16 protein-coding genes are annotated in these 13,278 nt (G+C 61.1%); 6 read left to right on the forward strand and 10 right to left on the reverse strand.

Annotation, left to right across the window (positions count from 1 at the left end; all coding sequences use genetic code 11):
- Window positions 1-7 precede the first annotated feature (7 nt).
- The 4 genes from PYH37_RS19740 to PYH37_RS19755 form a co-directional block, all read right to left on the reverse strand.
- Window positions 8-1,357, reverse strand: coding sequence for a multicopper oxidase family protein (locus tag PYH37_RS19740; protein ID WP_280733109.1), 1,350 nt, complete (start codon window positions 1,355-1,357; stop codon window positions 8-10).
- A 15-nt stretch (window positions 1,358-1,372) separates the two neighbouring features.
- Window positions 1,373-2,836: a TolC family protein gene (locus PYH37_RS19745; protein WP_280733110.1), complete on the reverse strand. Its 1,464-nt coding sequence runs from the start codon at window positions 2,834-2,836 to the stop codon at window positions 1,373-1,375.
- Window positions 2,833-3,060, reverse strand: coding sequence for a hypothetical protein (locus tag PYH37_RS19750; RefSeq protein ID WP_280733111.1), 228 nt, complete (start codon window positions 3,058-3,060; stop codon window positions 2,833-2,835). Before PYH37_RS19750 ends, PYH37_RS19745 begins: the two co-directional genes overlap by 4 nt.
- A 90-nt stretch (window positions 3,061-3,150) precedes the next feature.
- Complete coding sequence (locus PYH37_RS19755; protein ID WP_280733112.1) at window positions 3,151-3,528, reverse strand: hypothetical protein; 378 nt, start codon at window positions 3,526-3,528, stop codon at window positions 3,151-3,153.
- Window positions 3,529-3,747: 219 nt separating this feature from the next.
- Between PYH37_RS19755 and PYH37_RS19760 the strand changes: the two genes are divergently transcribed.
- The 4 genes from PYH37_RS19760 (at window position 3,748) to PYH37_RS19775 (ending at window position 5,419) form a co-directional block, all read left to right on the forward strand.
- Window positions 3,748-4,200: a YqaA family protein gene (locus PYH37_RS19760; RefSeq protein WP_280733113.1), complete on the forward strand. Its 453-nt coding sequence runs from the start codon at window positions 3,748-3,750 to the stop codon at window positions 4,198-4,200.
- Window positions 4,201-4,266: 66 nt separating this feature from the next.
- The gene (locus PYH37_RS19765; RefSeq protein ID WP_280733114.1) at window positions 4,267-4,593 is read left to right on the forward strand and encodes a hypothetical protein; all 327 of its coding nucleotides are present in this window, start codon (window positions 4,267-4,269) and stop codon (window positions 4,591-4,593) included.
- Between the two features lie 33 nt (window positions 4,594-4,626).
- On the forward strand, window positions 4,627-5,055 hold the full coding sequence (copM, locus tag PYH37_RS19770; protein ID WP_280733115.1) for a CopM family metallochaperone: 429 nt from the start codon (window positions 4,627-4,629) through the stop codon (window positions 5,053-5,055).
- Window positions 5,056-5,086: 31 nt separating this feature from the next.
- Window positions 5,087-5,419 carry a four-helix bundle copper-binding protein gene (locus tag PYH37_RS19775; RefSeq protein WP_280733116.1) on the forward strand — a complete coding sequence of 111 codons (333 nt, stop codon included), beginning with the start codon at window positions 5,087-5,089 and terminating at the stop codon, window positions 5,417-5,419.
- 43 nt (window positions 5,420-5,462) lie between these two features.
- On the opposite strand, the gene PYH37_RS19780 is transcribed toward PYH37_RS19775, so the two are convergent.
- Together PYH37_RS19780 and PYH37_RS19785 are read right to left on the reverse strand one after the other, a co-directional pair.
- Window positions 5,463-7,691, reverse strand: coding sequence for a copper-transporting P-type ATPase (locus PYH37_RS19780; protein ID WP_425336103.1), 2,229 nt, complete (start codon window positions 7,689-7,691; stop codon window positions 5,463-5,465).
- A gap of 177 nt (window positions 7,692-7,868) precedes the next feature.
- Window positions 7,869-8,222: a hypothetical protein gene (locus PYH37_RS19785; RefSeq protein WP_280733117.1), complete on the reverse strand. Its 354-nt coding sequence runs from the start codon at window positions 8,220-8,222 to the stop codon at window positions 7,869-7,871.
- Between the two features lie 95 nt (window positions 8,223-8,317).
- On the opposite strand from PYH37_RS19785, the gene PYH37_RS19790 reads away from it, so the two are divergent.
- Window positions 8,318-8,569 carry a hypothetical protein gene (locus PYH37_RS19790; protein WP_342394657.1) on the forward strand — a complete coding sequence of 84 codons (252 nt, stop codon included), beginning with the start codon at window positions 8,318-8,320 and terminating at the stop codon, window positions 8,567-8,569.
- A 64-nt stretch (window positions 8,570-8,633) separates the two neighbouring features.
- On the opposite strand, the gene PYH37_RS19795 is transcribed toward PYH37_RS19790, so the two are convergent.
- A complete protein-coding gene (locus PYH37_RS19795) occupies window positions 8,634-9,158 on the reverse strand; it encodes a hypothetical protein (protein WP_280733118.1) in 525 nt (174 codons plus the stop codon).
- Complete coding sequence (locus PYH37_RS19800) at window positions 9,155-9,334, reverse strand: hypothetical protein (RefSeq protein WP_280733119.1); 180 nt, start codon at window positions 9,332-9,334, stop codon at window positions 9,155-9,157. Before PYH37_RS19800 ends, PYH37_RS19795 begins: the two co-directional genes overlap by 4 nt.
- Window positions 9,335-9,483: 149 nt before the next feature.
- Here PYH37_RS19800 and PYH37_RS19805 point away from each other — a divergent pair, with 149 nt between their 5' ends.
- A complete protein-coding gene (locus PYH37_RS19805) occupies window positions 9,484-10,080 on the forward strand; it encodes a TetR/AcrR family transcriptional regulator (RefSeq protein WP_280733120.1) in 597 nt (198 codons plus the stop codon).
- A 4-nt stretch (window positions 10,081-10,084) separates the two neighbouring features.
- On the opposite strand, the gene cueR is transcribed toward PYH37_RS19805, so the two are convergent.
- The gene (cueR, locus tag PYH37_RS19810; protein WP_280733121.1) at window positions 10,085-10,528 is read right to left on the reverse strand and encodes a Cu(I)-responsive transcriptional regulator; all 444 of its coding nucleotides are present in this window, start codon (window positions 10,526-10,528) and stop codon (window positions 10,085-10,087) included.
- 83 nt (window positions 10,529-10,611) lie between these two features.
- Window positions 10,612-13,095, reverse strand: coding sequence for a heavy metal translocating P-type ATPase (locus tag PYH37_RS19815; protein ID WP_280733122.1), 2,484 nt, complete (start codon window positions 13,093-13,095; stop codon window positions 10,612-10,614).
- Window positions 13,096-13,278 lie beyond the last annotated feature (183 nt).

A 13,278-nucleotide genomic window follows, 5' to 3' on the forward strand; every position in this document is an offset into this window, starting at 1 on the left:
GCGGGGATCACCCGTGATTCGTATGTTTTGGAGTGATCTGGGTCTTTGCGTCCTTGGCTTTGGTCGCGTCGGGAAGCTCGCCCGTCCACTCCCACGCCTGGGTTCCGGGTGGGTTTTCGTACCAGCCTGGATCGGAGTAATCGTCGGCCGAGATGCCCTCGCGCACCTTCACGACCGAGAACATGCCGCCCATCTCGATGGGGCCGTGCGGACCCCAGCCTGTCATCATCGGCACGGTGTTTTCGGGGATTTCCATTTCCATCTCGCCCATGTCGGCCATGCCTTTTGTGCCCATCGGCATATATTCCGGGCGGAGCTTCTTGATCTTCTCTGCAACCTTCTTCTTGTCGACGCCGATGAAGGTCGGGATGTCATGCCCCATGGCGTTCATCGTGTGGTGCGACTTATGGCAATGGATCGCCCAGTCGCCCACGTATTTGGCGTCGAACTCGTAGGCCCGCATCGCGCCGACCGGAATGTCGATGCTGACTTCCGGCCAGCGTGCTTCCGGCCGCACCCAGCCGCCGTCGGTGCAGGTGACCTCGAAGTCATAGCCGTGCATGTGGATCGGGTGGTTGGTCATGGTGAGGTTGCCGACCCGCACCCGCACCCGATCGTTCTTCGAAACGACGAGCGGGCTGATGTCCGGAAACACGCGGCTGTTCCAGCACCACATGTTGAAATCGGTCATCTCCATGATGCGCGGCACATAGGAGCCGGGGTCGATGTCATAGGCGTTGAGCAGGAAGACGAAGTCCCGGTCGACCGGCATGAACTTCGGGTCCTTGGGATGAATGACGAAGAAGCCCATCATCCCCATCGCCATCTGCACCATCTCGTCGGAATGAGGGTGGTACATAAAGGTGCCGGATTTCACGAGATCGAACTCGTAGACGAAGGTCTTGCCGACGGGGATGTGCGGCTGCGTCAGGCCGCCGACGCCATCCATTCCGGACGGCAGGATCATGCCGTGCCAGTGGATCGTCGTATGCTCCGGCAGCTTGTTGGTGACGAAGATGCGCACCCGGTCGCCTTCGACTGCCTCGATCGTCGGGCCCGGCGACTGGCCGTTATAGCCCCAGAGATAGGCGGTCATGCCTTCGGCCATCTCGCGCTCGACCGGCTCGGCGACGAGGTGGAACTCCTTGACGCCGTTGTTCATCCGGTAGGGCAGAGTCCAGCCGTTGAGCGTGACGACTGGATTGTAGTCGGGTCCGGACGTCGGCCTGACCGGGGTTTGCGTCTCCGCCGTCTCCATCACGGCTGCCTCGGGCAGGCCCATATTGGAGGTCTTCGCCCACGCGGCGGTCGACACCAGTGCGGCGCTCGCGCCGAGTAACTGTCTTCTGTTGAACATTGCCTGTTCCTTTCCTCAGTGACCGCCACCGCGGTTTTCGGCGGCCGCCGCGACCTCCGTTTCGCCGGTAGCCGCTCCCGCGCCGCCGCCATAGATCGCAGGCGCCAGGTCCGCCTCGGCGAGCCAGAAGTCGCGCTTGGCGTTGACGGCAAGCAGGATCGAATTGATCTTCTCGCGACTATCGGCGAGCAGTTCGAAGGTGTTGGTGATCATCGCATTGTAGGTGAGGAGGGACTCCTCCTCGATCTTGGTGCGCAGCGGCACGACGCTGTCTCTGTAGTGTCGGGCGATGTCGTAGTTTGCGCGATAGGCCTGGTAGGCGGAGCGCGCTTCGGAGCGGACGTTGACGGCCTTTTCCGCAAGAAGGTTCGCCGCCCGCATATAGGCGAGTTCCGCCTTGCGCATGCGGGCCTTGCCGCTGTCGAAGATCGGAATGACGAATTCGAGTTCGGCCTGGCCGGTTGTCTCGGTTTCGACCTCGCCATCCTCTTTCTCCCGCTCCGTCTCGAAACCAGACAGGAGTTCGAGGTCGGTGACGTAGCGGGTCGTTTCCGTCAGCTTGTAGGATCTGGCCGTCGCTTCGAGGTCGAGCTTCGCCATCTGCAGGTCGACGCGGCGTTGCAATGCTTCCGCCTCGATCAGATCACGCTTCATCAAGCCCTTCGGCAAGGACGGTAGCCGGTTCGGCACCTGATAGTCGATGTCCGAGCCCCAGAGCCCCATCAGCCGCGTCAGTTCTTCCTTGGCAAGCCGGGCCGCCAGCCGCGCTTTCGCCGTCTGACCCGCGAGCTCGGCGTAGAAGACGTGCTCGCGAGCCTGAGCCCCCTTGGTCATCGCTCCGGTTTCGCCGAGCTTCTCAGCCAATTCGGACGCGGCATCGGCCGCCGCCTGCGCCTCGTTGATCTGGGCGACCGTTTCCCAAGCCGCCACGGCATTGATCCAGGCGCGGCGCGTGTCTGCGGCAAGCTGCAGGGTGCGAAGCGCCGCATCCAACTGTGCCTTGCGGAACTCGGTGTCGGCGATGGCGATGTTCCGTTCGCGCGTCGCCAGCGCCAGGATGTTGGAGGCGATAATGCCTTCGACGGTTTTGAAGGCTTCAAGCCCCGGCGTGCCGATGCCGGTTAGGCCGACGGAGACGGTCGGATTAATGAGCATCGTCGACTGCCAGGCGTCGGCGGCCGAATCTCCGAGGTCGGCATAGGCCGCCTGCAGGCCTTTGTTGTTCAGGAGCGCGACCTGCACGGCGGTCTCGACGTCGATGCTCTTCTTCGCCATCAACGTCTTCACCCGGTCGGAGGCGACCCGAGCCTGCTCTTGGTTCTGCACCCAGCACGTCTGTTTGCCCGTCGACTCGGCGGTCTTGCCCTTGACCAGGGAGAACCCGGCATCCGTCGCTGCGTATTCGCTGGCGGATACGCAGCCGCCGAGGGCTATCGGAAGAGCCAGCATTGCGACCAGTCTGATCCTGGCTCCCATCATGACGCGTCTCCTTCCGGAGCCTGCTCGTCATTCTGGTTGCGCCAGGGTTTGGGGTCGACCGGAGCGCGGTGGGTGTAGCCCGAGACCGGGCTGATATAGCGGAGGGGGCGGACTTCGGCCTGGGAGGCGGCGAGGTCGCCCGCAGCAATGACATCGGGAGGCAACGTGGTGGCGCATCCGCTCGCAAAAAGCGGCAGTGCGGCCACGAAAAACAAAGGTCTCATGGTGATATCCGAATAGGGAATTGCAGCGGCGATCGGAGCAAATCGCGCTCACGAACGCTCGTTAGACCCGTGATGACGGGTGGGTCCTGTTCAGATATTCGGGGGACGGTGCAGCGGCGGGAGTTCGCCGTATGTATGGGCGTCGTCGGCAAACTCCCGGATGGAGGCCACACGCGGACCGCCAGCCGTGTCAGCATCATTGACGATTGCCATGCTGACGCAGAAGCCCTTGCAGCAGTCCTGCTTCACGAGCTTCTGAGCGTCGTCGGGGGAGGATTGATGATCACCGTGCGCATGATCGGCAGGCGCCATTTCATGATGGTCATTGGACGCAACGATGTCGGGGTTCGCCCACGCTCCGTGCATGGCGGCGGAGGCAGTCGGCAGCGAGTATCCCGCCAGTGACATGACAATCACCAAGCGAAGCAGAATCAGCATCTTTTGCAATGTGATTCGAGGCATACCCATACCCGAGGACTACCATCGGTCCCGAAGTTGTCAATTGTCAGCTTCTATCCTCGACGCGATTCGCGTCTATTATGTGGCACCGCAGCAAACCGGCCTGACCGCCTACCGATGCTGATTGAAGGGTGTAAGGGTTCCAACGATGGCAAGGTCAAGCGAGAAAATGACCGAACGCAGAACGAGGCGTCCGTCGTTCTTGTCCCCGAACCCGTACGGGGCCCGATGACGAGCCTGAGCGCGTACATCGGCCTATTCCTGATCGCATTCGGAGCGGCGACGGTGCTGCCTTTCCAATCCGAGCCCCTGCTCGTCGGTCTTCTTGCGACCGGGAAATTCTCGGCCACGTGGCTGCTCGTCGTCGCCAGCATCGGCAATGTGCTGGGATCGGTCTGCAACTGGGTGCTTGGACGCTTCATTGATCGTTTTCACGACCGCGCATGGTTCCCGGTAAAGGCGTCCTCGTTGGAGAAGGCTGGCGGATGGTATCGGCGCTACGGCCGCTGGTCTCTGCTTCTTTCGTGGATGCCAATCTTCGGAGACGCACTGACTGTGCTGGCGGGTGTTTTGCGGGAGCCGTGGTGGTCCTTCCTGCTGCTGGTTACAATTGCGAAGACGGGTCGCTACCTTGTCCTGGCCGCAGCGACGCTCGGAACGCAGTCGGCACTCGGACTCTGATCGATCCTTCTGGTGCGGAACTTTCATATCGAAGCTTGGTTTGAGGCGCGGAAGGAATTGCGCCTCATGTCTGCTTTCAGAGCAGTTTCCCGGCTGATTGGAATTGCGGTTCTATGCCTCATGGTGGTGAACCTGCATGGCGCGGCGGCTGCTGCCGCCTTCCACACTGATCACCATTGCCCGTCCGTCTCGGAGCCGGGCCAGGTTTCTCCCAATACTATCCATCCGGCGAACTGCTGCACGAAGTTGCAGTGCTGTGCAGTTGTGGCGGATGTGACGTTCGCCAACCCGCAAGTTGCCATCTCCCACCTGCGGACTCCGCTTATGGACGAAGCCAGCCCATTCTTGCTCGTGCGGGCGCTCTACCCGCCGCCGAAGCCCACGTTCTCCTGAGCCGAAGATTGTCGCAACCAACAGGAGCGTGAAATGAAAACCGTTCTCAAGATCGCGGTCGCCGCTGCGGCTGTGCCGACCATCTTTCTAGCTGCAGCGCTTGCGGCATCCGCTCAGATGACGATGCCGGACGCATGCAAATCGGAGACGTCCGCAAGCGGCAGCATGCAGATGCAAGACGACGAAATGCACAAAGGGCAGATGGCCGAGTATCAGAAGGCACTGATGGGAGGTATGCAGGAGATGCATTCCGCCATGATGCCGGGAATGATGGCCCAGGATCCTGACGTGGCGTTCGTCTGCGGCATGATCGCCCACCACAGGGGGGCGATCAGCATGTCGGAAGTCGAGCTGAAATACGGCGACGATCAACAGGCCAGGTCGATGGCCGAGAAGATCATCGACGCGCAGAAAAAGGAAATCGAGGAGATGACCACCTGGGTGGAGGAACATGCCAAGTGATCCTTCCAGTCCTTCGAAAAGGAGAAGCGCCATGCATCATCAATCACCGGAAATGAAAGCCTGTATCGACAACTGCCTGGCCTGTTATCAGGAGTGCCTGTCGACGGCGATGAACCACTGCCTGGAACTGGGTGGCCAACACACCGAGCCCAAGCACTTCAGGCTGATTATGGCCTGCGCGGAAATCTGCCGGACGTCGGCGCATTTCATGCTCATAGGCTCCGAGCACCATAAGCACGTGTGCCGAGAATGCGCCGAAATCTGCGCCGAGTGCGCGGAGGACTGCGAGAGGATCGGCGACATGCAGAGCTGCGTCGACGCCTGCCGCCGCTGTGCCGAAAGCTGCCGAAAAATGGCGGCATGAACCTCCTACAGGCACGAGGGTCTCTCCTTGGGACGCTCGTGCCTTAAACGGCTGATCCTATTCGAATACTCCTCAGTCTCAGTGAATTCCCGATCACGCTCACCGACGACAGCGCCATAGCCGCTGCGGCGATGATTGGCGATAGCAGAAGCCCGAAAGCCGGATAAAGAATGCCAGCGGCGACGGGCACTCCGGCCGCGTTGTAGATGAAAGCGAAGAACAGGTTCTGCCGGATGTTCTTCATGGTAGCATGGCTGAGTTGCCGTGCCCGCACGATGCCCTGAAGATCGCCCTTCAGCAGCGTAACGCCTGCACTCTCGATGGCCACATCCGTTCCCGTTCCCATAGCGATGCCGACATCCGCGGCGGCAAGCGCCGGGGCGTCGTTGACGCCGTCTCCTGCCATGGCGACGATCCTGCCTTCGTTTCGCAGACGCGCGACGATCTCGCTCTTATGCTCCGGCAGGATTTCCGCCTCGACCTCCTCGATCCCAAGTTTCCGGGCAACGGCATTGGCGGTGGTCTTGTTGTCCCCCGTGAGCATGACCACCCGGATGCCGTCTTTTACCAACGCCTCGACCGCGGAGGCCGTCGTCGTCTTGATCGGATCCGAGATCGCGAAAAGTCCGCCGACGCGTCCGTCTATGGCGGCAAAGATCACGGTCGCTCCTTCACCCTGCAGGGCTTCCGCCTTTTCGGTGAGGGTGGACAGATCGACGTTTTTTTCGGCCATGATGTGGTGGCTTCCGACGATGAGCCTGCGTCCCTCAACCGACCCGGTGACGCCTTTGCCGACAGGACTGTCGAAGTCCTCCGCGGTGCCGAGAGCCAGGCCGCGTTCATTGGCGGCCTCGACGATTGCCGCCGCAAGCGGATGCTCGCTTGCCCGTTCCAAGGTGGCGGCCAGCCGCAGGAGTTCGTCCTCGGTGATCCCGTTCACGGCCGCAATCGACGTGACCTTGGGCTTTCCCTCCGTCAGGGTGCCGGTCTTGTCGATCACGACCGTATTGATCTTTTCGAAGCGTTCCAGTGCTTCGGCGTTCTTGATCAGCACACCGGCACGCGCGCCCTGTCCAACGCCGACCATGATCGACATCGGGGTCGCGAGACCAAGCGCGCAGGGGCAGGCGATGATCAGCACCGCGACCGCGGCGACCAGTCCGTGCGCAAAGCGTGGCTCTGGTCCCACCGTCATCCATGTGGCGAATGCGACAACCGCGATTAGGATGACAGCCGGCACAAACCAGCCGGAGACTTCGTCTGCCAAGCGCTGGATAGGGGCGCGCGAGCGCTGCGCATCGGCGACCATTCGCACGATCCGCGACAGCATGGTGTCGCGCCCGACCTTCCCGGCCTCCATCACGAAGCCGCCCGTTCGGTTCATCGTACCGCCGATCAGCTTGGCACCGACTTCCTTAGTGACGGGCATCGATTCTCCCGTGATCATCGATTCATCGACCGAACTGCGGCCCTCGATGAGGTTGCCGTCGACCGGGACCTTCTCGCCCGGACGAACACGCAGCCGGTCGCCGACAGCCACGGCTTCGAGTGGTACGTCCTCATCCATACCGTCGCTGCGGACGCGGCGGGCGGTCTTTGGCGCAAGGTCCAAAAGCGCCCGGATCGCACCTCCCGTCTGCTCGCGCGCCCGCAGTTCGAGAACCTGTCCGAGCAGGACCAGCACCGTGATGACGGCGGCCGCTTCGAAGTAGATCGCGACCGATCCCTCGTCAGCACGAAACGTCGTCGGGAAGAGGCCGGGGGCGACCGTCGCGACCACGCTGTAGACCCAGGCGACGCCTGTTCCCATTGCGATGAGCGTGAACATGTTGAGGTGCCGAGTAACGATGGACCGCCACGCCCGCTCGAAGAAGGGAGCGCCCGCCCACAAGACCACAGGCGTAGCGAAGACAAGCTGCAGCCAGTTCGATGTCTGCGAGTCGAGCAGCATATGCAGGTTGGTGAGATGGCCGCCCATTTCCAGGGCAAGCACCGGTATTGTCAGGGCGAGTCCGATCCAGAACCGGCGCCTCATATCGGAGAGTTCGGGGCTTGGCCCCGTTTCCGCGGTGACGACTTCCGGTTCAAGCGCCATGCCACAGATCGGGCAATTGCCGGGTCCGATCTGCCGCACCTGCGGATGCATCGGGCAGGTGTAGATCACATCGTCTCTTCCTGCCGTCTGCGGGCCTTCGGTACGAGCCCCGCTGGCGGCGCCGTGATGTGCATGATTATGGTGATCGTGTTCGTTGTGGTGCTTGTGCTCGTCCATTGTGGAACTCCGGGGTGCTACAGCGCCGTGCGTTCAGACGCACAAAGGTCGCTGTAGCACTTTGAATTGCTGCATGTTTTTATCCTTAAATCGGCTCCGATTTAAGGAAACATGCAGCAGGTGAGCGGCCTTGGCGTCCGCCGGCAAGGAGAGGACGCGACTTCGTTCGGCACTCTGTCACACAAAAGTTCGAGGAGGACCGAGAAGAGGCCTGGAGGTGCCGCCCGCGATCGACGTTTGCGGACCAGGATGCTGTTGGTCGCCGGAGTGCGGAAGGAACGCAATGAGGTATTCGCCTGTAAGGGCCGCATTGCACACGCTGCACACGCTCTTACAGCACGACACTTGATCGGCGGGCTGGAAATCGTTCTGGTGCCCTAGGTTGTCTTGCGTTTCAGCATGTTCGATGGAAGGACTGTCGCATTGCACGGAAGTAGCCAGAGCCATCGGCGCGAAAAGAAACATAATTGCGACCAAAACGACCAGCAATTCTCTCGCGCGGCTTCGAATGGTTTGGCTGACGGCGATCATGATCTCGCTCGATACTTGCCCCGCTATTCAAGCACAGTGTCTAGCGGTTGCAAGGCTCGCGTTGACTTTAAAATGGAAATGACGGGCGGGAACGAATGCCCGTAAACGGTAAGGTGACGCAAACGGCCATGCTCGCACTCGCGGTAGCCTCAACGGCGGCCGATCGCAATCCGGAGGCCCTCGGCCCTGGAATGCGCATGCGAGGCGGCGATGCCATGATGGGCGGTCCGCTCGCAAAGACAATCGATGCGAGGGATGCCGCGGCGATGTCCGCGGAGCACGCTTTTCACCTGATGCTGCAAACTTGTATCTCGTGTCACGCGAGGTTTCGCATCGAGACCGAGTAGCCGACGGCCTGTTCAACGGCCTCCCAGAAGCAGCAATGGGTGGGCGGCCGTGGAACTGACCTCGCTATACCCGGTTCCCGCGCTGGTTCTGATGTTTGCGCCAACCATATCGGGTCATGCCGCGCGGCTTATAGACCGAGAGCACCGTCGTCAGTAGCAGCACAACAAGGCCGCCAGCGGCGTGGACCACGAGTGAGTGTCTCAGATCGAGAAGATCGACGTTCGACAACGCCGCCTCGACGGCGGCTGCCGCGACATAGGTTATTCCGTCCATTTGGAGCAGCAGGACGATAGCGGTGAGGAGTGTCAGGAGGAATTTCGCGAGCACCCAGTAATATCGGAACAGGCCCCACGTGGTCCCGAGCGCCTGGACTAACCCGGTAAGAAACGACGCGAAAACCAGGGGGACTATGACGAGCCGTGCAACGGCGTCCATCGCGACATACGGGCTTCGCGCCGTTTGAGCATCCGCGCTACCAAGCCCGATCAGGCCGAGCGCAAGGAAGCACGCTACCGCGCCGAGTGAACTCACCGAGGAGATGATGTGGACGACGAGGATGAACTTGCGGAGGGCAGGAGGCATCGTCATGGGCGGTCACCTGCGGGCGGCATTTCGCCATTAGGCGACAGGTGGCGACCCGATCCGTGGGGACCGCCAATGTCAAAGGCAATCACAATCGCCGCCAGCAATATCATCACGGCGAAGACAATCCCGGAGATTTTCACCCAGCGCGGCATGCCGGGATAGTCGTCCCTATCCGCCATCCACTTTCGTCTCCCGCTGCTAGGTTTCGGCCAATCAGGCCCCGCGTAATTGAACACCGTCTCTGATACCGGATAAAATGGGCTGCCTGTGAACGGCAGCAAGCGGGAAAGCATGATTCTGGACAATGTCGCGATTTTGACCGGAAACAATGATGGAAACGCGCCGAATTGACCGCCGTGTCGCCCGGACGAGGAAATCGCTGCACCGCGCGCTGATTTCGCTCATTCTGGAGAAGAGCTATGAGTCGATCACTGTCGAGGACATCTGTCAGGCGGCCAATGTCGGTCGTTCCACCTTCTATCTCCACTATACGAGCAAGGACAATTTGAAGCGGAGCGGCCTGGACAGCTTGCGCAGAGAACTCACGGACAAAACCATTTCAAGACAGGCAGGCAGACGGCACGGCATTTTCGACTTCAGCCTCGCCATGTTCGAGCACGCCGGTGACCATATCGAACTCTATCGGGCGTTGGCCGGCGGGCGCGGCGGCGCGGTCGCTCTCGGCACGATCCGGCAGATCCTGTCCGACCTGGTGCGTGAAGAACTGGCGGTAAGGATGAATGAGGCCTCTTCCGAGGCCATCCCACATGAGCTCGTCGTCCAATATGTCGTCGGTGCCTATATGGCGGTGCTCACCTGGTGGCTCGACGGAGGAGCGAAGTTGCCACCCGAGCGGATCGATGCAATCTTCCGCCGGCTCGCGATGAAGGGCGTGACAACAGGCCTCGAACCTCGGAAATCGTAAATCCTCATTTCAAGGCGGCTACTCCAAACAGTGCATTGATCCCCGGACCCTTGCCACCCGACGGATTCGCGATCTCCTCAATAATCGGGCAATCCGGTCGATCATCGCCGTGGCAATGGTTCACGAGATATTTGAGGGTCTTGGTCATCTCCTGGATGGCGGCCGCCTTGCGTTCCAGTTCCGCAATGTGCTCCAGCGCAATGGCCTTCACGTCCGAACTGGCTCTGGATCGGTCGCGCCAAAGAGCCAGCAACTCTTTCATCTGCTCCACCGAAAATCCGAGATCGCGGGCGCGGCGGACGAACCGGAGGGTGTGAATATCGTTGTCGGCATAGGTGCGATAGCTGGATTCGGTCCGATGAGCCGGACTGATCAAACCGATCTGCTCGTAGTAGCGGATCATTTTCGAGGAGACGCCGCTCGCCTTCGAGGCTTGGCCTATGTTCATGTGTTCCTCCTTTCACTCGATTCTCATAAGTTAGAGCGGGATGTGGCACGCGCATACTTTTTGCTCATCCCGCTCGATCGCTCTCAGGCAGGGTTGACAGACCGCAGCCGCAGGGCGTTGCCGAGAACGAAGACGCTCGACATCGCCATCGCCGCCGCCGCGAATATCGGCGAGAGCAGCATGCCGTTCAGCGGGTAGAGCACGCCAGCCGCGACGGGAACGAGGCTGACGTTGTAGGCGAACGCCCAGAACAGGTTCTGCTTTATGTTCCTGATCGTTGTCTTGCTAAGGGCGATCGCTTTCGGAACGCCGTTCAAGTCCCCGGACATGAGCACGACATCGGCGCTCTCGATCGCGATGTCGGTGCCCGTGCCGACGGCGATGCCGACGTCGGCTTCGCTGAGTGCCGGGGCGTCGTTGATGCCGTCGCCTATGAAGGCGACCTTGCGTCCGCCGTGCCGGAGCCTCTTGACTGCATCGACCTTGCCGTCCGGCAGGACCTCAGCGACGACTTCGTCGATCCCGAGCTGCCGTGCTATGGCGTCGGCAGTGCGACGGTTGTCGCCGGTAATCATCGCCACCTTCAACCCGAGATCGTGCAGGGCCTTGACTGCTTGCGGCGTGGTATCCTTGACGGGATCCGAGACGGCGATGATCGCCGCGAGCCGGCCGTCGATCGCGGCATAGAGCGGCGACTTTCCGCTGTTTCCGAGCAGTTCCGCTTCGTTGGCGAAGGCGGATACGTCGATCCCGTCCCTTAGCAGCGCGCGATCCGCTCCGACAAGGACGTCCGATCCGTCCACCATGCCACGGACGCCGAACCCGGGCGTTGCCTCGAAGTTCGTGACAACGGTCAGGCCGAGATTCTTTGCCCTGGCCGCCGAAACTATCGCTTCTGCGATCGGATGCTCGGAAAAGGCTTCGATGCTTGCGATTCGTGCCAGGACGAGGTCGGCGTCGAATCCTTCGGCGACGATGATATCGGTCAGTTCCGGTCGTCCCTTCGTCAAGGTTCCGGTCTTGTCGAGAGCGACGACGTCGGCCTCACGCAGGCTTTGCAGAGCCTCGCCCTTGCGGAAGAGAATGCCGAGTTCGGCCGCGCGACCGGTGCCGACCATGATCGAGGTCGGTGTTGCCAGCCCCATGGCGCAGGGGCAGGCGATGATCAGAACGGCGACGGCGTTGACGAGCGCGAATGTCAGCGCGGGTGAGGGGCCGAAGACGTACCACGCAGCAAAGGTCACGACGGCTGCGAGGATCACGGCGGGAACGAACCAGCCGGTGACCTTGTCGACCAGTGCCTGGATCGGCAGCTTCGAGCCCTGCGCGGCCTCGACCATCTTGATGATCTGAGCGAGCAGCGTCTCGCTGCCGACCTTCGTCGCTTCGAAGGTGAAGGAGCCGTTCTTGTTGATCGTGCCGCCGACGACCTCGCTCCCGGCGGCCTTCTGGACGGGCAGGGGCTCCCCGGTGATCATCGATTCATCGACATAGGATCTGCCATCAAGGACGCTCCCATCGACGGGGATCTTCTCGCCTGGTCTGATCCGGATGATGTCGCCGACGACAACGTCATCGATCTGAATCTCGATGAATTCACCGCCGCGGGAAACGAAAGCGGCTTTCGCCTGCAGCCCCACAAGCCGCCTGATGGCCTGGCTGGTTCGCCCTTTTGCCCTGGCTTCCAGGTAGCGGCCGAGCAGGATCAGCGTGACGATGACGGCGGCGGCTTCGTAATAGACGTTCACTGTGCCGGAAGGCAGCAAGGCGGGAGCGAATGTCGCAACGACCGAATAGCCCCACGCTGCTGTGGTACCGAGTACGACAAGCGAATTCATGTCCGGCGTCCAGCGCAGGAGGTTCGGCACGCCCTTCTGGAAGAACCGCAGGCCAGGCCCGAACAGGACAATAGTGGCGAGCGCGAACTGCAGATAGAGGTTGTTGCGCATCCCGACGGTGCCCATGATCAGCTCATGGACACCGGGAATGAAGTGAGAACCCATCTCGAGCAGGAAGAGGGGCAGGGTCAGCAGCGCCGCGAACATCAGCAGCATCTTCAGCGTTCTGATTTCGACCGCGCGATGATCCTCGACCTCCTCGCGTGCTTCGGCAGCGGTCGCCTTGCGGACCTCGTAGCCGGCACCTCTGACCGCAGCTTTGAGTGCAATGACGTTGTCCAATCCGGAGATCAGGCGAACGGTCGCCTTTTCCGTTGCCAGGTTGACGGAGGCTTCCGTGACACCCGGCACGGCCTTCAGCGCCTTTTCCACGCGAGAAACGCAGGAGGCGCAGGTCATGCCTTCGACGCCGAATTCCTGGGTGACGATCTTCGGTTCGTAGCCCGCCTTCTCGATGGCGCGAAGAACGCCTTCGGCATCGGGCTCTCCCGTGAACTGTACCGTCGCTCGCTCGGTCGCCAGGTTGACGTTTGCCGAGGCGACACCGGGCACCGCCGTGATGGCCTTTTCCACGCGCCTGACGCAGGAGGCACACGTCATGCCTTCGATATCAAAGTTCGCCGAGACAGGAACGGAGGTGGCCTTTTCGATTTGTGACAATGCAGTCATCGGAGCAATCCCATTTTACAACTGCACTATCAGATAATCCTTCCAACAATGGTAAGGTCAAGAAGGCTTCAACAGATTTTTGAGCGTATCGTGAAAAGGGCCCGCTGCCTGGCGTGAAACGTGAACTTCCCACAGGATCGCAGCCCCAAAACGGATATGGCAGGGATGCGATACCTGACGCAA

This window comes from Sinorhizobium numidicum (assembly GCF_029892045.1).
Classification (GTDB): domain Bacteria; phylum Pseudomonadota; class Alphaproteobacteria; order Rhizobiales; family Rhizobiaceae; genus Sinorhizobium; species Sinorhizobium numidicum.